Origin of the sequence: Nonomuraea sp. NPDC049709, assembly GCF_040674815.1 — a bacterium.
In the GTDB taxonomy this organism is placed as follows: Bacteria; Actinomycetota; Actinomycetes; order Streptosporangiales; family Streptosporangiaceae; genus Nonomuraea.
The window spans coordinates 41,775-62,354 of the sequence record NZ_JBFANM010000023.1; the positions used below are offsets into that span (position 1 = coordinate 41,775).

At 68.6% G+C, this 20,580-nt stretch carries 22 protein-coding genes; 14 read left to right on the plus strand and 8 right to left on the minus strand.

Features of this window, described 5'->3' with window-relative positions; genetic code table 11:
* Positions 1–419: 419 nt before the first annotated feature.
* The 5 genes from AB0J69_RS23850 to AB0J69_RS23870 form a co-directional block, all read right to left on the minus strand.
* A complete protein-coding gene (locus AB0J69_RS23850; protein WP_364120992.1) occupies positions 420–1,178 on the minus strand; it encodes an SDR family oxidoreductase in 759 nt (252 codons plus the stop codon).
* A complete protein-coding gene (locus AB0J69_RS23855) occupies positions 1,175–1,945 on the minus strand; it encodes an aldolase/citrate lyase family protein (RefSeq protein WP_364120995.1) in 771 nt (256 codons plus the stop codon). Before AB0J69_RS23855 ends, AB0J69_RS23850 begins: the two co-directional genes overlap by 4 nt.
* Positions 1,946–1,948: 3 nt before the next feature.
* Positions 1,949–2,842, minus strand: a complete 894-nt coding sequence (locus AB0J69_RS23860; RefSeq protein WP_364120998.1) for an ABC transporter permease — start codon at positions 2,840–2,842, stop codon at positions 1,949–1,951.
* An 8-nt stretch (positions 2,843–2,850) separates the two neighbouring features.
* Positions 2,851–3,639, minus strand: coding sequence for an ABC transporter ATP-binding protein (locus AB0J69_RS23865; RefSeq protein WP_364121001.1), 789 nt, complete (start codon positions 3,637–3,639; stop codon positions 2,851–2,853).
* A gap of 65 nt (positions 3,640–3,704) precedes the next feature.
* On the minus strand, positions 3,705–4,484 hold the full coding sequence (locus AB0J69_RS23870) for a helix-turn-helix domain-containing protein (RefSeq protein WP_364121004.1): 780 nt from the start codon (positions 4,482–4,484) through the stop codon (positions 3,705–3,707).
* A 197-nt stretch (positions 4,485–4,681) separates the two neighbouring features.
* On the opposite strand from AB0J69_RS23870, the gene AB0J69_RS23875 reads away from it, so the two are divergent.
* A complete protein-coding gene (locus AB0J69_RS23875) occupies positions 4,682–5,572 on the plus strand; it encodes a DUF6282 family protein (protein WP_364121007.1) in 891 nt (296 codons plus the stop codon).
* Positions 5,573–5,619: 47 nt separating this feature from the next.
* Here the strand turns inward: AB0J69_RS23875 and AB0J69_RS23880 are convergent, their stop codons facing one another.
* Entirely contained in the window at positions 5,620–6,507 is an 888-nt protein-coding gene (locus AB0J69_RS23880; protein WP_364121010.1) for a transposase, read from the minus strand.
* A 293-nt stretch (positions 6,508–6,800) separates the two neighbouring features.
* Here AB0J69_RS23880 and AB0J69_RS23885 point away from each other — a divergent pair, with 293 nt between their 5' ends.
* The 11 genes from AB0J69_RS23885 (at position 6,801) to AB0J69_RS23935 (ending at position 17,141) form a co-directional block, all read left to right on the plus strand.
* The gene (locus AB0J69_RS23885) at positions 6,801–7,667 is read left to right on the plus strand and encodes a hypothetical protein (RefSeq protein ID WP_364121012.1); all 867 of its coding nucleotides are present in this window, start codon (positions 6,801–6,803) and stop codon (positions 7,665–7,667) included.
* A gap of 15 nt (positions 7,668–7,682) precedes the next feature.
* The gene (locus AB0J69_RS23890) at positions 7,683–8,774 is read left to right on the plus strand and encodes an ABC transporter substrate-binding protein (protein WP_364121015.1); all 1,092 of its coding nucleotides are present in this window, start codon (positions 7,683–7,685) and stop codon (positions 8,772–8,774) included.
* Positions 8,775–9,764 carry an LLM class flavin-dependent oxidoreductase gene (locus tag AB0J69_RS23895; RefSeq protein ID WP_364121018.1) on the plus strand — a complete coding sequence of 330 codons (990 nt, stop codon included), beginning with the start codon at positions 8,775–8,777 and terminating at the stop codon, positions 9,762–9,764.
* 6 nt (positions 9,765–9,770) lie between these two features.
* Positions 9,771–10,853 carry an ABC transporter substrate-binding protein gene (locus AB0J69_RS23900; protein WP_364121021.1) on the plus strand — a complete coding sequence of 361 codons (1,083 nt, stop codon included), beginning with the start codon at positions 9,771–9,773 and terminating at the stop codon, positions 10,851–10,853.
* A 28-nt stretch (positions 10,854–10,881) separates the two neighbouring features.
* Complete coding sequence (locus tag AB0J69_RS23905) at positions 10,882–12,075, plus strand: thiolase family protein (protein WP_364121024.1); 1,194 nt, start codon at positions 10,882–10,884, stop codon at positions 12,073–12,075.
* On the plus strand, positions 12,072–12,734 hold the full coding sequence (locus AB0J69_RS23910) for a 3-oxoacid CoA-transferase subunit A (RefSeq protein WP_364121027.1): 663 nt from the start codon (positions 12,072–12,074) through the stop codon (positions 12,732–12,734). Before AB0J69_RS23905 ends, AB0J69_RS23910 begins: the two co-directional genes overlap by 4 nt.
* The gene (locus AB0J69_RS23915) at positions 12,731–13,414 is read left to right on the plus strand and encodes a 3-oxoacid CoA-transferase subunit B (protein ID WP_364121029.1); all 684 of its coding nucleotides are present in this window, start codon (positions 12,731–12,733) and stop codon (positions 13,412–13,414) included. The genes AB0J69_RS23910 and AB0J69_RS23915 overlap by 4 nt, the downstream gene beginning before the upstream one ends.
* Positions 13,415–13,443: 29 nt before the next feature.
* Positions 13,444–14,871, plus strand: a complete 1,428-nt coding sequence (locus tag AB0J69_RS23920) for an aldehyde dehydrogenase family protein (protein ID WP_364121032.1) — start codon at positions 13,444–13,446, stop codon at positions 14,869–14,871.
* Between the two features lie 13 nt (positions 14,872–14,884).
* Complete coding sequence (locus tag AB0J69_RS23925) at positions 14,885–15,511, plus strand: nuclear transport factor 2 family protein (RefSeq protein WP_364121035.1); 627 nt, start codon at positions 14,885–14,887, stop codon at positions 15,509–15,511.
* Between the two features lie 100 nt (positions 15,512–15,611).
* Positions 15,612–16,547: a tyrosine-type recombinase/integrase gene (locus AB0J69_RS23930; protein ID WP_364121038.1), complete on the plus strand. Its 936-nt coding sequence runs from the start codon at positions 15,612–15,614 to the stop codon at positions 16,545–16,547.
* A gap of 156 nt (positions 16,548–16,703) precedes the next feature.
* Positions 16,704–17,141, plus strand: a complete 438-nt coding sequence (locus AB0J69_RS23935; protein ID WP_364121041.1) for an NUDIX hydrolase — start codon at positions 16,704–16,706, stop codon at positions 17,139–17,141.
* Between the two features lie 169 nt (positions 17,142–17,310).
* On the opposite strand, the gene AB0J69_RS23940 is transcribed toward AB0J69_RS23935, so the two are convergent.
* The gene (locus AB0J69_RS23940) at positions 17,311–18,156 is read right to left on the minus strand and encodes a winged helix-turn-helix domain-containing protein (RefSeq protein ID WP_364121044.1); all 846 of its coding nucleotides are present in this window, start codon (positions 18,154–18,156) and stop codon (positions 17,311–17,313) included.
* 273 nt (positions 18,157–18,429) lie between these two features.
* Between AB0J69_RS23940 and AB0J69_RS23945 the strand changes: the two genes are divergently transcribed.
* Positions 18,430–19,251, plus strand: coding sequence for an SDR family oxidoreductase (locus tag AB0J69_RS23945; RefSeq protein WP_364121047.1), 822 nt, complete (start codon positions 18,430–18,432; stop codon positions 19,249–19,251).
* 61 nt (positions 19,252–19,312) lie between these two features.
* On the opposite strand, the gene AB0J69_RS23950 is transcribed toward AB0J69_RS23945, so the two are convergent.
* Positions 19,313–19,519 carry a hypothetical protein gene (locus AB0J69_RS23950; RefSeq protein WP_364121049.1) on the minus strand — a complete coding sequence of 69 codons (207 nt, stop codon included), beginning with the start codon at positions 19,517–19,519 and terminating at the stop codon, positions 19,313–19,315.
* Between the two features lie 297 nt (positions 19,520–19,816).
* Here AB0J69_RS23950 and AB0J69_RS23955 point away from each other — a divergent pair, with 297 nt between their 5' ends.
* The gene (locus tag AB0J69_RS23955; RefSeq protein WP_364121052.1) at positions 19,817–20,338 is read left to right on the plus strand and encodes a hypothetical protein; all 522 of its coding nucleotides are present in this window, start codon (positions 19,817–19,819) and stop codon (positions 20,336–20,338) included.
* Positions 20,339–20,580 lie beyond the last annotated feature (242 nt).

The following is a 20,580-nucleotide window of genomic DNA, read 5'->3' on the forward strand; positions in this document are numbered from 1 at the left end:
GCTGGAACGCGTGCAGCGCGGCGACCGCGACGCCTTCGCCGATCTCTACGCGGCCTTCCGAGCGGTCACCCGGTACGTCTGCGTCCGCATGCGTGACCGCGCAAGTACGGCGTCCCCGGCGCCCAGCCGAGCGAGGTGTTCACCCACGTGCTCGAGCGGGCCTGGCCGAGTCGCACCCGCAGCTCGACGTGGTCGGCGGTGTGGACGCCTGCGGCCCCGACGGCTGCGCACTCTGACGCCGAGTTGCCACACATGGCGAGCCGCGGTGATCCGTCGCGGTCAGTAGGGCGCGAAGTCCGAGCAGGTCCTGCTCTCGCCAGGCTGCGCCGAGCGCTTCGAGGATCCGGCCGGCTTGAAGGTGTCGCGCGTGCCATCGGCGCAGCGCAGCGCCCCGGTTGACCTCCAAGGGCCGGGACGGATCACGCGTCGTCGTTGCGAGGCGCGTCCATGTGGGTGACGAGGTTGATGCCGCCGTCGACGCGGATCACCTCACCGGTGACGAAGGGGGCCTTGATGAGCGCCAGGACCATCGCTGCGACGTCGGATGGTTGCCCGAGCCGGCCCAGCGGTGTCATTGCCCCGGTGCGCGCCGCCCGCGTGGCGAGGCTGTCGGAGGTCAGTCGGGTCTGGAGCGGCCCTGGGGCGATCGCGTTCACCCGGACGTCTGGACCCACGGCCTTGGCCAGCAGCCTCGTCAGGTGGTCGAGCGCGGCCTTGCTGACGGAGTAGGGGATCGAGCTGCCGAGGGGGCGCGAGCCGCCCACCGAGGTGATGTTGATGATCTGGCCGCCGGGCTCCATGACCTTCACAGCGGCGACGGAGACCTGCCACGTCCCGACGACGTTGACGCCGAGGATCCGGTGCCAGTCGTCAGCGGTGATCGCATCCAGGTCGGCGTGGGGGACGGGTCGCGACACCCCGGCGTTGTTCACCAGCAGGTCGAGCTGGCCGTGCCGCTCCACGGCCGTCTCCACCAGGCGCACGGCGTCGGAGGGATCGGCGATGTCGGCCTGGACGTAGCTCGCCCCCGGGAGCTGGGCCGCGAGCCGCTCACCGGCGTCGACCGAGGTGGCCGAGTTCACCACGACGGTGAAGCCGTCGGCCGCGAGCGCGCGGGCGATCCCTTCTCCGATCCCGGAGCTCGAGCCCGTCACGATGGCGACACGTGGCGCGCTCACCGGGCGACTCGCTCGGCGACGGGCGCTTTCAGCGCGTTCACGATCGCCCGGCCTCCGCTGGCGAGGATCGAGGTGTCGTTGCTGACCACCACGTAGTCGTAGCTCCGGGCCAGCGCGGCCCGGGCCTGGTCACTCGTGGCGGACGCGGTGCCGATGGGAACACCTGCCGCGGCGGCAGCCGCCAGCGCGGACGTGGCGAGCCGGTCCACCTCGTCGCTTCCCGCCGCGACGCCCATCGACATCGAGAGGTCGGCCGTCCCGACGAGCGCGGCACCGATGCCGTCGAGGGCCAGGATCTCCCTCGTGTTCCTGATCGCCACCTCGCTCTCGAGCTGGACGACGCACAGGGCCTGCTCGTTGCCGTACTCGAGGTAGTCCGCCCGTGGCAGCAGCCCCCAGCGACCCGCTCGGCTGGTGCCGCCGGACCCGCGGTCGCCGCGCGGCGGGAAGCAGGTGGCCCGCACGACCGCCCGGGCCTGCTGAACCGTGTCGACGTGCGGCACGACCACACCGGCCGCGCCGGCGTCCAGGACCCGCTGGATCACGCTGAGGCCGTGGTCAGGCACCCTGACGAGCGGGTCCATCCCGAGGGCGCGGGCCATCGCGATGTGGGTCGAGGCGGCGCCCAGGTCCAGTGTCGTGTGCTCGAGGTCGATGACCACGAAGTCGAAGCCCGCGTGGGCCATGATCTCGACACTCTCGGGGCTGGAGAGCTTGATCCAGGTCCCGAGCGTGCCGCCGTTGATCCCGTCGCGCACTCGTGCCATGGCTCAGACCTCGCTGGCGGTGTCGGTGGGGGTGGCGGTCCAGAAGACCAGCCACTTGCCGAGCTGCACGACGACCGCGTGCAGTGCGATGCCGACGGCCGACAGCACGACGATCACCGCGAAGGTCCTGGCCACGTCCAAGGTGAAGTTGCTCGCCTGGATCAGGTAGCCCAGACCTTCGGAGCTGCCCACGAACTCCGCGACCACGGCGCCGGTCACGGACAGGATGACGGCGACCTCCAGTCCCGCGAAGATGTGCGGAAGAGCCGACGGGATCTGCAGGTGCCGCATGACCTGCATGCGGGACGCGCCGAAGGACCGGAGCATCTCGACCTGCTCGTAGGCGGCGGACCGGAATCCCAAGATGGCGTTGATGAGGAGGGGGAAGAACGCGATCAGGGCCACGGTCAGCACCTTCGAGCTGATCCCGATGCCGAACCAGACGATCAGCAGAGGCGCCATGGCGACCTTCGGGATGGTCTGGGTCAGGATGAGCAGCGGGAAGAGCACGCGCTCCACCGCCCGGAACTGGGTGATGAGCACAGCGGAAACCAGTGCCGAGCCGACCGCGATACCGAACCCGATCAGGATCTCCTTCAAGGTGACGATCGAGTGGGTCATCAGGCTGCCGTCCTGGAAGCCGTCGACCAGGGAGGCGGCGACGGCCGTGGGCGCAGGGACGAGGATGTTGGAGACGTCGAACATCTCCACGACGACCTGCCAGACCACCAACAGCCCGATGAACACCAGCACGCTGTAGGTGATCTCCGGTACTCGGCGGCGTCGGCGTCGGACCGGGGTGTCCGAGCCCGTGGGCGCCTCCACCGGCACGGTCTCGCCGCCCGGGACGGCGAGTGCCTCTCGGTCGGCTGCAAGGCGCTTGGTGTTGGTGGACATCAGGTCTCCTAGTGGGCGCTGTGCTCGGAGTCGAGCAGCTTGCGGATCTTCAGGACGATCTCGCCGAACTCGGGCGTGTTGATGTTCTCGAGCCGCCGCGGCCGAGGGAGCGCGACCTCGACGACGTCCGCCAACCGGCCGGGTCGCGGTGTCATGACCACGACGCGGTCGGCGAGGAGCACCGCCTCGGGGATGCTGTGCGTCACGAACAGCACGGTCTTGCGGTCCTGGTCCCAGATCTTCAGCAGGTCCAGTCCCATCTGGTCGCGGGTCATCGCGTCGAGGGCGCCGAACGGCTCGTCCATGAGCAGGATGCGCGGGTCGTGCATCAGGGCGCGGCCGATTCCGACCCGCTGCTGCATCCCGCCGGACAGCTCGTTGGGGTACCGGTCGCCGAACTCCTCCAGGCCGAGCATCACCAGCAGCTCGGCGGCCTTCGCGTGGGTCGCGGCGTCCCGGGCGTGGTGAAGGTCCGGCGACGTCAGCAGGTTCTTCCGCACTGTGCGCCATGGCAGCAGCAGCGGCTGCTGGAAGACCATCCCGAGCTGGTTGCGGTGGGTGTCCTCCGACGGCCCGAAGGTGACCTGTCCGGAGGTCTGGCGGGACAGGCCCATGATGATCCGCAGCAGCGTGCTCTTGCCGCAGCCGCTGGGGCCGACGATGGAGATGAACTCACCGGCTCGGACGCTGAGGGAGACGTCGTCGAGAGCCTGGACGGTCCCGCCGGACTTCGTCGGGTAGAGCATGGACAGCGAGTCCAAGCGGATCACGCAGTCGGTGTCGGTGCTGGTCGGCATGTCTGTCATTCCTCACCTGGTTCGAGCGCAGGCTGCCCGCGCCTCGGTTGTCGTGCTGGCAGCAATCAGTCGGTCGACGCGGGCCACGTGCCGCCCATCTCCTTGGTCAATCGCTTGCAGACGGCCTTCAACGCCGTGGCCTCTCGGGAGTCCAGCGCCTCCGGCAGCATCCGCTCGGTGCCGACGGCCGCGATCGTGGCGCAGATCCCGGTCGCCGCGAACACCGGCGCCGCGACGACGCAGATGCCGCGGTGGTTGACGTGACTGCTCATGCCGGCCTGTCGGATCGCCTCGATACGACGGCGAGTCTCGGTGCGCTGGGGCTCGGGGAGGCTGCCGGTGAGTCGGTCGGCGTGGAACTGGTCGGGGAGGAAGGCCAGGAAGACCTTGGCCTGCGAGGAGTCCAGGGCGAGCTGCGAGCCCACGCGCACCGTCACCACGGTGGGATGGTCGGCCTCCTCCACCAGCGAGACCACCGGGCCGGAGGTGCCCCACAGCGACAGCACGGTGCTGATCTTTATCTCGAGCGTGAGCTCGCGCATGTAGGCCGGCGCCTTCTGCATGATGCGCTGCTGTCCCAGCATGAAGCTGCCGAGCTGCAGGATCGACCGTCCGGGACGGACGAGTGCGGAGTCCTCCACGCGCTCGAGCAGGCCGGAGCTGATCATCGAGCTGAAGTAGCGGTGCACCGTGGTCCGGTTCAGACCGAGTCGGCGGGTGGCCTCCGCGACGGAGAGCTCCGGAGTCTCCGGACTGAACAATCCGAGGATCTGCGCGGTCCGGCTCACCGCCTGGATGTCCTGCTCGCGAGCAGTCACCGGCTTGTCGACCTGGCGCTCCGTCATCGGCCCTCACTGTCCACAAAGAGTGCGCGTAGTTCGCAGTACGGACAGAGGGTAAGTGTGCTCTGCGTCTAGCTGCAAGGTTTTCCTGGGGATTCGCGGAAGCGTTTCCCAAACGCCCCCTATTGACAGGCCGGATAGCGAACTCTCAGTCTGTGATGCGAACAGCGATGTGAACACCGCCGACGCCCGGAGACTTCATGACTGACACACCCGCCATCATCAAGCTGCTGAACGGCTGCGTTGACCTGCACTGCCATTCCGGCCCGAACCCGTTCCCTCGACGCATCGACCATGCCGAGGCCGGCAAGGACGGCGAGCGGCTCGGCATGCGGGGCGTGCTGGTGAAGTCCCACCACCACAACACCGTCATGGACCTGCTCGCGATGGGCGACCGGCTGGCGAAGATCAGCACCCCGGTCTTCGGCGGCATCACCCTGAACAGCATGGTCGGCGGCATCAACCCGCACGCGGTGGCCATGTCACTGCGCATGGGGGGCAGGGCCGTGTGGTTTCCGACGTTCTCGGCCGGCCGGCACATCGACTGCCATCCGGAGGGCGTCGGCTTCCCCACGGCGAGCGTCGAGGTGCCGTCCTCCCGGGTCGACATCCACCAGGAGGACGGTGAGCTCATCCCTCAGGTCCACGAGGTGCTCGACCTGGTGAAGGAGAGCGGCGCGATGGTGACCGGCGGTCACATGGAGACCGAGTCGATCACCCAGCTGTTCGCCGCGGCCAAGGACAAGGGTGTCACCCGGATGCTGCTCAACCATCCCGACTACGTCATCGGTGCGGACGAGGCGAAGTGCCGTGAGCTCGTCGGCTACGGAGCGTTCGTCGAGCACGAGACCGGCTTCTACGACCCCGAGGGGACCAAGAAGTGGGACCCGAAGATCCTCCTGGACTGGATCGAGAAGATCGGCCCGGAGCACACCGTGATCGCCTCCGACCTCGGTCAGAAGGATCGGCCGCTGCCGGTGGACTCCTACATCCGCGTCGCGACCGCGCTGTTGGACCTCGGCCTGGACGAGAGGTCGCTGCGGCAGATCTTCTGCGACAACCCGGCCTTCCTGCTCGGTCTGGACGACTGAACCGGCATCTTGCTGCTGACCCGAAAGACATCCCAGGAGTTTGAATGTCAAGCCGTAGCACTCTGTACGTGATGCGACCAAGCGGTTGCTTCGTCGTAGAGCGTGCCGGTTTTCAGGCAGCCGTGCAGGATGCCGACGAGCCGGTTGGCCAGTTGGCGCAGCGCGGTGTTGTAGCCGACTCCACGAGCGCGTTGCTTGTCGTAGGAGGCGCGGGCGCCGGGCGAGACGCGCTGCGCCACCGAAGCCTGGGTCATCAGGGCGTCGATGAGCCGGTCGTTGTGCACGAACCGGGCCAGGACGCTCCTCTTCTTGCCCGAGGCTCGCGTGATGGGACTGGTCCCGGCGTAGTTCTTGCGGGTTTTGGCGCTGGCGTAGCGGTCGCGGTCATCGCCAGAACCCTCCTCCACCTGCCCCTGCAAGGTTGTGACCTGCTCACCGAGCAGGGCCAGGACCGCGACCAGAGCCCGGTCCGACACCGCGTAGGCGGCGGTGACCATCGCGGGCTGGCCCAGGTGCTCGGCACGCAACGCCGCCTGAATGTCACCGGCGCGGGCAGCCAGGTCGCCACGGCGGCGGGCGCGCTTGAGCGTCGCGCTGATCTGGCTGAGGGTCAGCTTGGCGGCCGAGGCCGGGTCGGGCGCCGTGGCCGGGAGTTCCAACGCCTCGACCGCGGTCAGGGCGGCGGGGAAGTACTCGCGCAACGCGTGCCGCAGCCGCTGCCCGGCCCGCGACGGGTTGACCGCGAACACCGTGTACCCGGCCGCGACCAGCGCCAGCACCCACGGCCCTCGGTCGGTCTCGATCCCGACCAGCACCTCCACCTCGTCATCGGCGGCGTCCCCGGCCTGCTCAGCGATCATCGCGTGCAGCCGGGCCGTCCCCGCCACACCCTCGGGCAGGCGGGCCTTGCCCGGCCGCCGACCGACGGCGTCCATCACCTCCGAGTCATCTCCAACGAACAGTCGCAACAGCTCTCCCCACCTAGTAAACGATCACCAGCAGCAGCCAGCGGGAGAACCACCAGCGACCTCATCAAGCAGTGCTCACAACGACACCGTCAGCGGGCAACGACATCCCAGAAGCGATCAACTCTCCCGGCCAACCAGCAAGGGCACTGTCTTTCGTCAGGACTCGAAGTCCAGGACACACAAGTGCTCACCTGCCGGACGGCTACCAACCAGCGAGTCTGCCGCACAAGCAGACCCTCTACGACTGATGAGGACAGACGATGACCACCCTGGCCACCCCGCCCGACGTGGAGTTCTCCGACCTCGGTACGGGCGATCCCGACGAGACGACCCCTGGCGGATCGTCGACGTGGTACTTCCGCGGACACAACTTCGTGCTCGCTTACACGACGCTGGTCGCCGGCGACGTACTGGAGCGGGGTGATCAGCCGGACGAGTACGTCGTGATCCTCCCCTACGAGGAGTCCAGCGTCGAGGTCCGTGCGTCGCGGGAAGTCGCGTCGGTCTCGGGCAAGGCGGTGGTGATGGTCCCACCGGGCAGCAGTGCGATCGTCGGCGTCGACGACTGCACCGTCGTGCGGCTGTTCAGCTCTCGGTCCACCGACCTGCTGGACAAGGCGCGCAACCGGGATTCGTACGCAGAGCCGCACCCGAACGTCAGGCCGTTCGAGCCGTGGCCGGACCCGCCGGAGGGTTATCGCATCCGGCCCTACCGACTGGCCGACCTGAAGGTGACGCAGGACGCCGTCCGCCCGGGCCAGATCGTGCGGTGCAGCACCTTCATGGTCAACTTCCTGGCGCCCAGGATCGGTCCGCGTGATCCTGACACCCTCTCGCCGCATGACCACGACGACTTCGAGCAGTGCTCGCTCGCCGTGGAGGGGGAGTACGTCCACCACCTGCGGACCCCGTGGTCCAAGCGTCGCAGCGAGTGGCGCGAGGACCGGCACCTTCGGTGCGGCAGTCCTTCGGTGGCCGTGATCCCTCCGCCCATGATCCACACCAGCGAGGCCGTGGGCTCGGGGACCAACCAGCTGATCGACATCTTCTGCCCGCCGCGTCTGGACTTCTCCCGGACGCCGGGCCGGGTGCTCAACGAAGACACCTACCCGCTCCCCAACCAGTAAGAGGACGGTTCCGTCGTGAAGACCGGACGAGCGGTGAAGGTCGTGAGTGGTGCGGTCGCCGTCCTGTGCGCGGCCGCAACGCTGAGTGCGTGCGGTTCCGACAGCGGATCCGACGACTCGGCCAAGGCCGGCGGGCTGACGCCGGTGACGTTCGCGATGGCGTCCCCGAGCTGGAACGCCGGCTACGCAGTCATGGCCGTCGTTGAGGCCGAGGGCTTCTACGAGGAGGAGGGTCTGAAGGTCACGACCAACCTGTTCCCGTCGGCCACCCAGGCAGCGCAGCAGGTCGCCGGCGGCGGGGCCGACCTCGGCCTCATGACGGTCGAGCCCGTGGCCATCGGGCACGACAAGGACCTGAACCTGGCCTACTTCAGCTCCTACTGGGCGAAGTGGATCTACAGCCTGCAGGTGCCGGACGGTTCGGACGTGACGAGCATCGCCGACCTGGAGGGCAAGAAGATCGGCGTCTCCGCGGTCGCGAGCTCCGGCGCAACGTTCGCCCGGACCGCGATGGAGCTCAACGGGATGAGCCAGAACGCTGCCAGCCTGGTGCCGATCGGTGCCGGCGCCCAGCAGATCAACGCCATCAAGAGCGGCCAGGTCGATGCGCTGGCGCTCTGGGACATCCAGTACCAGATCGTCAAGAACGCCGGCGTCACCCTGACGCCGCTTCCGGTCAAGGAGACGGCGGACGCGTGGGGCGGCGGCTTCGCGACGACCCGGAAGAACCTCGAGGCCAAGAAGGACGTCCTCGAACGGTTTGGTCGTGCGGTGGCGAAGGCGTTCGTCTTCTCCAAGGCCAACCCCGAGGCCGCGATCCGCGACCTGTGGAAGCTCCACCCGGAGACCCGCGGGTCCGACCCGGAGGAGAAGGCGCTGGCTGACGGGATCAAGGTTCTCGAGGTCCGCCTGGACGGACAGGGCTTCGACGACAAGGCCCTGGGCCGGATCGACGAGGCTGCGTTCACCCGTTCGCTCGACTTCCTGGCCTCGGCCGGACTGATCAAGAAGTTCCCGGCGAAGGAGATCTACACCGACGCGATGTTCAAGGCGTTCAACGACTTCTCCTACGACGACGTCATCAAGCAAGCAGAGAGCGCCGGCTGAATGCGGCTGGGGATCGCGCTCGACCTGAGCTCCCAGGAGCCGGTCCGCCCACAGGTGGATCGCACGGTCACGATGCTCGCCCGCGCGGAGCAGCACGGTTTCGACTCCGCGTGGGTGGGGGAGAGCTATCACGCGGCCTCTCAGCCGTTCCACCTCCCGTCCGCCCTGGTGGTCCTGGGACATCTGGCCGGACGGACGTCCCTGGCGCTGGGGTCAGCGGTGCTGCTCCTGCGCGCGTACAGTCCGGAGAAGCTGGCCTATGAGGCCGCGCTGCTCGACCAGCTGTGCGGCGGGAAGCTCACCCTCGGCCTTGGGCTCGGCAGCCCGGAGGTCGCCCAACGGGTCGGGCTGCCCGCGTCAGGTCCGGCCGGCGCGGCCTTCGACGCCACGCTGAAGCTGCTGCGTGACGCCTGGTCCGCCGACGCGAGTACCGATTCGCCGGTGGCGATCCCGCTCCCGGTGCAGCGCGGCGGGCCGCAGATCCTGGTGGGCGGCAAGGTGGCTGCCTCGGCCCGTCGTGCCGCGACGCTCGCCGACGGATTCTACGGCGCGACGAACTACTGCGACGACCTGTTGATCAAGCAGTCGGCCGCCTATTGGTCGTGTCGCGGCGGACGGCCGGGCGGGACGGGGGGAGTGGTCGCCACCACCAGGTTCTGCGTCGTCCACGAGGATGCCGCCACTGCCCGCGAGCTCGCCGCGTGCCACCTGAAGGTCGCGACCGACTACTACACCGAGCGGGGCGCATGGATGGGTGCGGACGGCCCCGCTGAGCTCGAGCTCCCCATGGTGGGCACGCCCGACGAGATCGACGCGACGATCTCCCGGTACGTCCGGGCGGGGGTCACGTCCGTCCAGCTGCGGGTCGCCCCGTTCGGCACGCCGCCGGACGTCGCCCGCCACACGCTCGACCTCGTCGGGCGGCACGTCCTCCCGCACTGGCACGACACGACGCCTTCCGACGCGATCACGAGCTCTGATGGGGAATGACCGACGATGACGAGACGACTCAAGAGCTTGACCGGCCTGTTCGCAGGCATGCTCGTGGTGACCACGCTGGGCGCATGCGGTTCGGAGGGGGGCGACTCGGCGGGCGGCGACGACCTCGACACCGTCACGTTCGCCCTGAGCGCGCCCAGCTGGAACTCCGGCTACACCACCTTGGTGGTCCCCGAGGCCGAGGGCTACTTCAAGGACGAGGGGCTCGACGTCAAGGTCCAGCTGTTCCCCTCCGGCACGCAGTCGGCGCAGCAGCTGGCCGCCGGCGGCGCCGACATCGGACTGATGACCGGTGAGCCGGTCGCGATCGGTCACGCCAAGAACCTGGGCCTGGTCTACTTCGCGTCGTACTACCCGCACTGGATCTACAGCCTGCAGCTGCCCCAGGGCTCGGATGTGAGGAGCATCGCGGACCTGGAGGGCAAGAAGATCGGGGTGACCGCGGTGGCCAGCTCGGGCGGGACGTTCGCCCGGACTGCGATGGAGCTCAACGGGATGAGCGAGAACGCTGCCAGCCTGGTGCCGATCGGTGCCGGCGCCCAGCAGATCAACGCCATCAAGAGCGGCCAGGTCGATGCGCTGGCCCTCTGGGACACCCAGTACGCGATCGTCGAGGACTCCGGGATCGAGCTCACCCCGTTGCCGGTGCCCCAGACCGCCAGCATCTGGGGCGGCGGGTTTGCGGCGACGCAGAAGACGATCGACGAGAGGAAGGACATCCTGGAGCGGTTCGGTCGCGCCATCGCGAAGGGCTTCGCATTCGCCCAGGCCAACCCCGAGGCCGCGATCCGCGACCTGTGGAAGCTCCACCCGGAGACCCGGGGCACCGGACCGGAGAAGGACGCGATGGCGTCCCAGGTCAAGATCCTCCAGGTCCGGCTGGCCGACCAGGGGGTCGAGAACGACGACTGGGGCCGGATCGATCCGAAGGCGGCAACCGGGATGGTCGAGTTCATGACGTCCGCCGGGCTCGTGGGCAAGGCGTTCCCGGCCACGGAGATCTACACGACCGACCTTCTCGACGCCATCAACGACTTCTCCTACGACGACATCCGCAAGCAAGCGAAGGACGCCTCCTGAGATGGGGCAGGAAGTGGAGACGACCCGAATGAGCAGCTCATTCGTGTACGCGTCGGTCCGGACCCCGTTCGGCCGGTTCAACGGAGCCTTGGCCGACACGAGGACCGACGATCTGGCCGCGACTGCGATGAAGGGACTTCTCGACCGCTCGCCGGGCCTGGATCCCGGCCTGGTCGACGACGTGTTCTGGGGCAACGCCAACGGCGCCGGCGAGGACAATCGCAACGTCGGCCGGATGGCCGTGCTGCTGGCGGGCATGCCCGTCTCGGTGACCGCCACCACGGTGAACCGGCTCTGCGGCTCGTCGCTGGACGCCGCCATGATGGCCTCACGCATGATCGAGGTCGACGACGCGGAGATCGCGATCGCCGGAGGCGTGGAGTCGATGACGCGGGCGCCGTGGGTCCTGCCGAAGCCGTCGCGTCGGTTCCCGGCAGGCGACGTCACCGCCGTCTCCACGACGCTGGGCTGGCGTCTGGTGAACGAGCGGATGCCCGCCGAGTGGACGGCCTCGCTGGGCGAGTGCAACGAGCAGCTGCAGGAGAAGTTCTCGATCTCGCGCGAGCGGCAGGACGAGCTTGGCGCTCGCTCGCACCGCCTCGCGGCGGAGGCGTGGAAGAAGGGCTTCTACGACGACCTCGTGGTGCCCGTCCCCGGCACCGACCTGGTCCAGGACGAGAGCATCCGCGCCGACACCTCGATCGAGGCGCTGGCAGGGCTGAAACCGGCGTTCCGGCCAGACGGGACGATCACCGCCGGCAACTGCTCACCGTTGAACGACGGCGCGAGCGCGGTCCTGCTGGGCTCGGCGAGCGCGGCTGCGACCATCGGTCGTGACCCGGTCGCGCGGATCGCCGGTCGCGGCTGGGCGGCGCTGGAGCCGCAGCAGTTCGGCTACGCCCCGGTCGAGGCCGCCAACGGCGCGCTCGAGCGGGCGGGCATCACCTGGGACGACATCGGCGCCGTCGAGCTGAACGAGGCGTTCGCCGTCCAGTCGATCGCCTGTGTTGACGCCTGGCTCGAGCTCGGGCTGCGGGACGCCGAGGTCGTCAACGCCAAGGGCGGGGCGATCGCCATCGGGCACCCGCTGGGTGCCTCGGGCGGGCGCATTCTCGGGACCCTCGCGGCGCGGCTCGTGGAGTCCGGTGAACGATGGGGCGTGGCAGCCATCTGCATCGGTGTGGGTCAAGGCTTGGCGGTCGTGCTGGAGAACGTCGCATGACGCTGCTCTGCACCTCTGTCGACAAGGCGGTCAGCGGCATCGCCGACGGCTCGACGGTGCTGGTCGGCGGCTTCGGCACGGCCGGCATGCCGTTCGACCTGATCGACGCGTTGATCCGGCAGGGAGCGCGAGACCTCACCGTCGTGTCGAACAACGCGGGCAACGCGGACACCGGGCTCGCGGCGCTGCTCGCGGCCGGGCGGGTGAGCAAGATCGTGTGCTCGTTCCCCCGGCAGACGGACTCCTGGGTCTTCGACGAGCTGTACCGCAGCGGGAAGATCGAGCTCGAAGTCGTGCCGCAGGGGAACCTGGCCGAGCGCATGCGCGCCGCCGGAGCCGGGATCGGCGGGTTCTACACCCGCACCGGAGTCGGGACCCTCCTCGCGGAGGGAAAGGAGACCCGCGAGATCGACGGCCGGACGTACGTCCTCGAGCTGCCCATCGCCGCCGACGTCGCGCTCATCAGCGCCCACACCGCAGACACTCTCGGGAACCTCGTCTACCGCAAGACGGCACGCAACTTCGCTCCCGTCATGGCGACGGCCGCGACGACCACCGTCGTGCAGGTGCAGCACGTCGTCGAGCCGGGAGTGCTGGATCCTGAGGCCGTGGTCACCCCAGGCATCTACGTCGACCGGATCGTGCAGGTGTCGTCATGAGCGCGGTGTCTCCGAGCATCGTCGAGCACACCGACCGTGGCCCGCTCGGACGGGACGAGATGGCCCGGGTGCTCGCGGGCGACATTCCCCGCGGGGCGTACGTCAACCTCGGCATAGGTCAGCCCACGACCGTCGGCGACCACCTCCCCCCGGAGTCGGGGGTCATCCTCCACACCGAGAACGGCATGCTCGGCATGGGGCCGGCGGCGACGGGCGACGCGATCGATCCCGACCTGATCAATGCCGGCAAGTTCCCGGTGACCGAGCTGCCCGGCACCTCGTACTTCCACCACGCCGACTCGTTCGCCATGATGCGAGGCGGCCACCTCGACCTGTGCGTCCTCGGCGCCTACCAGGTCTCGGCATCGGGGGATCTCGCCAACTGGCACACCGGCGAGCCCGACGCGATCCCGGCGGTCGGCGGGGCGATGGACCTCGCCGTGGGCGCCAAGCAGGTCTTCGTGCTGATGTCGCTGTTCACCAGGACCGGCGAGCCGAAGCTCGTTAGGGAATGCACGTATCCGCTCACCGCGCTGCGGTGCGTGGACCGGGTTTATACCGACGTCGCCACGTTCGAGATCACCGGGGGGGACCAGGTCCTCGTCCGGGAGACGTGGGGGATCTCGTTCCACGAGCTCCGCTCGCGCGTCGACGTCCCGCTCACCGTGGCGACACCGTGACCACGCTCGTCAGGAGGTTGGAGAGCGACATGTCCACTAGGCACCAGTTCTACATCGGGGGTGCGTGGGTCGATCCGGCCGCGCCGCGGACCTTGGGCGTCCTCGACCCCGCGACCGAGGAGACGTTCGCGACGATCAGCCTCGGGACGGCCGCGGACGTCGACCGCGCGGTGGTGGCGGCGCGCGCGGCCTTCGCCGCGTACTCGCACGTCAGCGTGGAGCAACGGCTGGAGCACCTCGAGCGGATCATCTCCGGCTTCCGGGCTCGGCTGCCCGAGATCGCTCGGACGATGACGCGCGAGATGGGGTCGCCGATCACGTTCTCGACGGAACGCCAGGCCACGGTGGCGCTGTTCCACTTCGAGGAGGCGGCCCGCGTGCTCGCGGACTACTGCTTCGAGGAGAAGATGGGAGCCGGGATCGTGCGGCGCGAGCCGATCGGCGTCTGTGGTCTCATCACGCCGTGGAACTGGCCGCTGAACCAGGTCGCGTCGAAGGTCGCCCCGGCCCTCGCCACGGGATGCACCGTGGTGCTCAAGCCGAGTGAGATCGCGCCGCTCAGCGCCATGGTGCTCGCCGAGGTCATCCACGACGCCGGGCTGCCGCCCGGCGTGTTCAACCTCGTCAACGGTGACGGTCCCACGGTCGGTGAGGCCATCGCGGCGCACCCCGACATCGACATGGTCTCGCTCACCGGCTCGACCGGTGCCGGCATCAGGGTCTCCAAGCTCGCGGCCGACACGGTGAAGCGCGTCGCGCTCGAGCTCGGTGGCAAGTCGGCCAACATCATCCTGCCCGACGCGGACCTGGAGTCCGCGGTCGTCACCGGGGTGCACTCGTGCTTCACCAACGCCGGCCAGAACTGTCAGTCGCCCACGCGGATGCTCGTGCACCGCTCGCAGCGCGACGAGGCGTACGCCGCTGCGCGACGGGCAGTCGAGGAGGTCCGTCTCGGGGAGCCGCTCGATCCGTCGACCACGATGGGGCCCGTGGTGAGCCAGGCTCAGCTGGAGAAGATCACCGCGCTCGTGCAGTCGGGGATCGACGAGGGCGCGACGCTCGTGGTCGGCGGCCCGGGGCGCCCCGATGGGCTCGACAAGGGGTTCTACGTCCGTCCGACCGTGTTCGGCGACGTCACGCCGCAGATGCGGATCGCGTGCGAGGAGATCTTCGGCCCCGTGCTCTCGATCCTGCTCTACGAGACCGAGGACGAGGCCGTCGAGATCGCGAACGACACGCCGTTCGGGCTGGCGGGCTTCGTGCAGTCGAAGGACCCCGACCGCGCCCGCAGGGTCGCCAACCGCATCCGTGCGGGCCGCGTCTACCTCAACGGCGCTCCGTTCGACCGCAGCCTGCCGTTCGGCGGCTACAAGCAGTCCGGGAACGGACGAGAGTTCGGGCGGTTCGGCTTCGAGGAGTACCTCGAGGTGAAGGCCGTGCTCGGCTATCCGCAGTGAACGAGAGGACGACATGGTGAACCCTGACCACAGCGAGCGGCTGGCAGTCCTCCTGGACCGCGAGGAGCTCTTCGACCTGGTGAGGCGGGAACGCTTCGCCCGCGACCAGCGACTCTTCGACGTGATGCGTGACTGCTTCCACGACGACGCCTACGTCCGGACCACGTGGTACGACGGACGCGGCGGCGAGGCCTACGTCGAGGCGACGAAGACGTGGATGGGGCGGACCGGGAACAGCAAGCACTGGGTCTTCCCCGCCTACGCGCGGGTCGAGGGCGACCGGGCGACCGTCGAGAGCCCGGCGAAGATCTTCAACCGGACCACGGTGAAGGGAGTGGAGGTCGACTTCCACGCCTACTGCCGGTTCTTCTCACGTGCCGTTCGGGACGAACGACGGTGGAGGCTGATGAGCTTCGAGATCCTGCTGGAGCGCGACGAGCTGCGCCCCGTCCACGCGGGTGAGATGCTCCCGGTGGACGTGACCCAGCTCGCCGGGCTTCGGCCGTCCTACCGGTTCCTCTCCTGGATCCAGTCGACCCGCGGCGTGACGGTGAGTCAGGACCTGCTCGGCGACGACCGGCCGGCCGAGCTCGACGCGTTCCACCAGGGCGAGACCGCCTGGCTCGCCGGCACGGGATAGCGGTCAGCGCCGGACGTTGACCGCCCTGCATCGCCACCTCGACCGGTGCAAGCTGTCGGCCAACACGGTCAAGGCATGCAAACGGCAGGCCGCCGCCTACGTGAGGTGGCTGGCCGGCCCTGGCGCCGAACACGACGACGCCTTCGCCGACGTCGTCGGTGCTGAGGCCGCGGTCACCGGCTGGCGGCGGTACCTGATCGACGGCCGGGCCGCGCCCAACACCATTAACCAGGGGATCGCCGCTAACCAGGGGATCGCCGCGCTCACTCTCATGTACGCCCAAATGGGGCTGCGCATCGACGTTAAGCGCGCCACCATCCCCAAACTGGGCGAGCCCGACGCCCTCACCACCACCGAGCAGGCCGCCGTCGAACGCGCCGCCACCCACCGCGGCGCCCGCGACGCAGCGATCATCGCCGTCCTGATGTTTACCGGAGCCCGCGAGGAGGAGTGCGTACGGCTGGAGGCCGACGACATCGCGATCACCGCCCGCACCGGCACGTTCCGCCTGCACGGCAAGGGCGACCAAGTCCGCACAGTCCCGATCCCACCGACCGCCCGGGCCCGCATTACTGCATGGCTCGACATCCGCGGCTCAGTGGGAGCGCTCGACGTCACCTTCACCCCGCCCAGCAGTTCCACCGTCACCTACTCCCCGCCGCTGACCCTGACGGCCAAGCCCACCACCGTCACGGTCAACAACGTCTACGCCCCCTGCGTGTCGGCCAGCGCGCCAGCACGGTCTTCATCCCTAGCCACTCCTGCCTGGACCTGTTCGAATCCGAGCCCAGCACCTTCACCACCAGCTGGAACACCGGACAGAGCTCTGCCGTCACCGGCAACCGCACCACCCAGGTCGCCGGCGCCGTCGTCACGACCACGATCACCGGCGCCGTCACCTCGGGACTGTTCACCGGCGACAGCGTCGTGGTGGTCATCGCCGGTCTGGCCATCGACGTCACCCCTCTGCACCCTGGGCCTGGGATCGGTCGCCAACGTCTACCGCACCGTCACCCTGACGATCACTTCAGTCTGAACAAGACGCCGGCCCTCTCTTCCGTAAGCTCGGGTTCCTTTCTCAGGAACCCTCGATTACCAGGGAAGATCACCAGATGGTGCCGCTGGTTCGTGACCTGGCTGAGCAGACCCGCGACGGCCGCGCATCCGGACGCCTTCGACGACGTCGGCGACGATGCTCCCCTGCGGTCGATCAGGCGCGGGGAGGAGTGTCCATCGCGGGCGGCGGTTCGGCTGTACTGCCAGCTCGGGCGTCGAGCCCGGCGAGGACCTCCTGCAGGCGCTCGAGCGCGAACTGAGCGAAGAGATCGGCTGGCACCACCCGCTGACCGTCGAGCCCGGCTTCGCCGCCGCCTTCGACTACACCAGCGGCTCCGGCCGCGCCACCCGCCAGCTCACCTTCACCGTGCCCGCACCCGACCGCACCGCCACCCCGTCTGGCGAGCACACCGCCTGCCCCTGGATCGACCCGGCCGACACGCACGACAGCGACCCGACCACCGAGTCGATTCAGACCATCCACGCCTGGCTCCGGCACACCGCCAGCAAGGACGGCGGCCCGATCGCGCCAACCGCTGAGAAGGACACCCTCCCGCTGGTGAACCGTCAGTAGAGCAGCACTAGACGAGTAAGTCCTGGAGTCGCACAGGCGTCACGGCAGGTTGCAGGCGTTGTGCGTGGACGGCATCAGCTCGGTGAGTCCGCCGCACGTGCAAATCCTCATCCAGCGCGACCAGGTGGCCGCCAGCGGCGCATCGGACGAACGCTCGAGACCGCCGCTCTCAGCGCGTTGCTGAAGGATCGTCATCACTCTGTTGCATTGTCCTGCCATTGAGCAACATGGTGCCGAGGGGTGTGAGGGTGTGGAGGACGGTGTTGCGGTGACGGCTGGTGGCGATCAGACCGGTTTCCCGTAGCACGGTGGCGTGCTGACTGGCGCTGGCCGAAGAGATGCCCAGGTGGCGGGCGATCTGGCCGGTGCCACGGCCTTCGGCGATGGCTTCCAGAACCGCGGCCCTCGTCGGGCCGAGCAGTGCGGCCAGTCGGCGATGGGCCGGCCCCTGCGGCGACGTCAATAGGGCCAGCGCAATACCGGAATCGGGAGACGTCGGCAGCACCAGGGTAAAGGGGCTGTGCTGATCGGCGGGGATCAGCATGCTCAGATCGTGGGAAAACACTGACACGAAGATGTCCAGGCCGCGTCCGCCCAGGTGAACGTCCCGTCCCTGCGTAGGTGCCGGGACATCGAGGTAGGGCGGCCGCCACCGGCCGGGTGTCCGCTGTTGCCCCAACAGGCCGGAGAGGCCGTCCGTGGCCAGCCTCATGGCGGCATGAACCGTTTCGGCATGCAGGTGAGTGAGAATCCGATCCCAGTACGGCGCCACGGTCGCCTGGTGGCAGGCGCGTAGCGCCGCCATCAGCGCGAGGCGTGCCTGGCGGTCGTTGTCGGCAAGGCCCCGTACCGGCGCGGGAAGAATGTGCCGGTTCGGCAGCGTTTCGAGTTCCTCGCGCACCCAATGGTCCGGCGCCGTCCGCACCGTGTCCAGGGCCTCGTCGATGCCGGGTGTGTGCCCGGCCAGGGCCGCCAGATCGAAGGGGATCCGACTGGCGGGCGTGAGGAACCGCATGACGCACGCTCCGGCCGGGCTCAGCCTCCGCAGCGAGCGGCGTCGCCATTCACCCTGCACCGCCCCATGGTCAGGCCTGTGCAGCGCGCACATGGCGAACATGGTCTCCGCCAGGGGACCCAGCGGCCCGCGTACCCGGACATTCGCCAGGTCGTCGCTGCTCAGATGGAAGCGTACGTCCCCCGCTGCTCGGCGCATACCTCATCTTACGAGGGGTTTGGGCAGGCCTGAAAAACGTTGCTCCCTTATTGGGGGTCCTGTATAGCTCAGTACGTGCATGTCGATAAGGATCAACTGGTAGCCCTCGTCGTAGGTGCCTCGTCGGGCGTAGGTCGCGCGACTGCCGAGGCACTGGCGAAAAGAGGCCACACCGTATTCGGCTCAAGCCGCACGCGACTTCGCGTGAAAAGTCCGGGCATTACTCCAGTCGAGCTCGAGGTCTGCAGCGAGCACTCGGTCAATTCGGCCATTGAGCACGTCCTGAAGTCGGCGAACCGCATTGATGTGGTCATCTACAGCGCGGGCGCCTATGTGGCGGGTGCGGCAGAGGAAACGTCGGACGAGCTCGCCATCGCTCAATTGGAGGCCTATTTTATCGGAGTCCACCGCGTGGTACGTGCGGTCCTGGCGTCCATGCGCGAACAAGGCAGGGGGCGGCTGGTCCTGATGAGCTCCAGTGCCGCCGTCGCCGCCATTCCCTTCCACTCTCTCTATTCTGCGAGCAAGGCCGCCCTCAACCACTACGCTGACGCATTACGCTACGAGGTCGAGCCCTTCGGCATAGAGGTTACGTGTATAGAGGCCACCAGCGTGCGCACGGGGGCGGTGGATACCATGAGCACGGACAAGCCGATCCGCGCCTACGAACCCGAGCGAACGCGGGTCATCGACCGCTTCCGGCAACTCCAGCTCGACGGCCACTCACCCGAACCTCTCGCCCAGGCCATAGTGCATGCCGTCGAATCTCGGAAGATGCGTCCCGTCTACCGCGTCGGACCGCAGGCTCGGCTGCTGCCAGTATTGCAGTCCGTCCTTCCCGGATTTGTATTCCGTCGCCTCTACGGTGGATTCTTCGGTTTATCGCGGACTCGGTGACGAGCTTGTCACTTAAGCATTCAGGGCCGGCGCATTTGGATATGGCGTGATCGACCCTGGGTCATCCCAAGGCGGTCAAGACCGCGCTGCTGGCCGACGAGGTGACCCGGACGGCGGGGCGGAGGCACTGGAAGAGTTCGACGCCCGCCAGGCCGCCGCTGGTGCGGCCGGCCGCACCGCGGCCGCGGAGCAGCCGGTGGACCCGGACGGTCGCGGTGAAGGAGCCGTCGTTGTCCAGCGGCCACTCGTCGTTGACCCTCAGCGACACGGCCCTGGTCTCCCGAAGCTGCGGCGAAGTGACAGGTAGCTCTCTGCGATCAGAGTGACGCTCGGTCGGGGAGGGCGAGGCGGGGCCCGGGAACCTCGCTGACCTGGAGGACGGCGAAGTCGGCGTGGGCCTGTTCGACGGCTTCGGGTACGCCTGGCGCTTGGCGTGTTCGGAGAGTGCCCGGTAGATGCTGGCGACGGAGGGGTTCTGTCCCTTGCGCTTGCCGGTGCGGGTGCTCAGGTCGGGCTGGATCTGCTCGACGGACTCCGCCGCCTGGGCGGCGCCGGAGCACGCGACGTGTTCGCCGCGCCATCGGTGCGATGGACCGACCCCCGAGCGCAGCTGCTGAACGGGGCCGGCTGGCAGACGGTGCGCGCCGAGACGCTCGCCGGTCTCGGACTCGCCGCACCCGGCGCTGCGCACCTGACCGAGCTGGCCGGCGCGCTGGATGCCGCCTGGCGGCTGCTGGCTCAGCGGCTGGAACAGGCCGGGCCTGAGGTGAGCGTGCGGCTGGTGCCCGCCGAGGACGGGCGGGTGAAACTGGCGGTGGACCGGCTGGAGGCGATCGGCGAGAGCGAGTCGCTGAAAACCCTGCGCGCCGAGACGCATCCAGTTCACCAACGAGTCCTGGTACGCGGGATCAGTGTGAAGTGGGCGCAGGATGTTCACGAGTTCCGCCAGCGGCAAGATCCCGTGCCGTTGCGACGGGAGCGGACCGTATCGGCCCTGGCCGGAGTCGGCGTAGGAGCACAGCACGCCATGAGACCTGCCTCGGTACTGGCCGCGAGCGTTGGTGGCATACACCTGCACTTGGGCTAGAGGACCAAGGTCATGCCCTTCCAGGAACGGCGTGAGGTTCGGCGTCTCCTCCTCCCATGACCCCAGCGGGCCAGCGCGAACAGCCGGTGCGTGGCGTCAAGCCGGCGATACTGCTCGGGCAACCTCCGCAGAGAGGGAGCGGGCCGCAGTCATGATCCGCGAGCGTTCTCCGGCGTGATCATGACTTCCAGTTCTACTGCCTCGTCGTAGTCGGTCACGCGGTCATCGTGGTGCCTGACGCG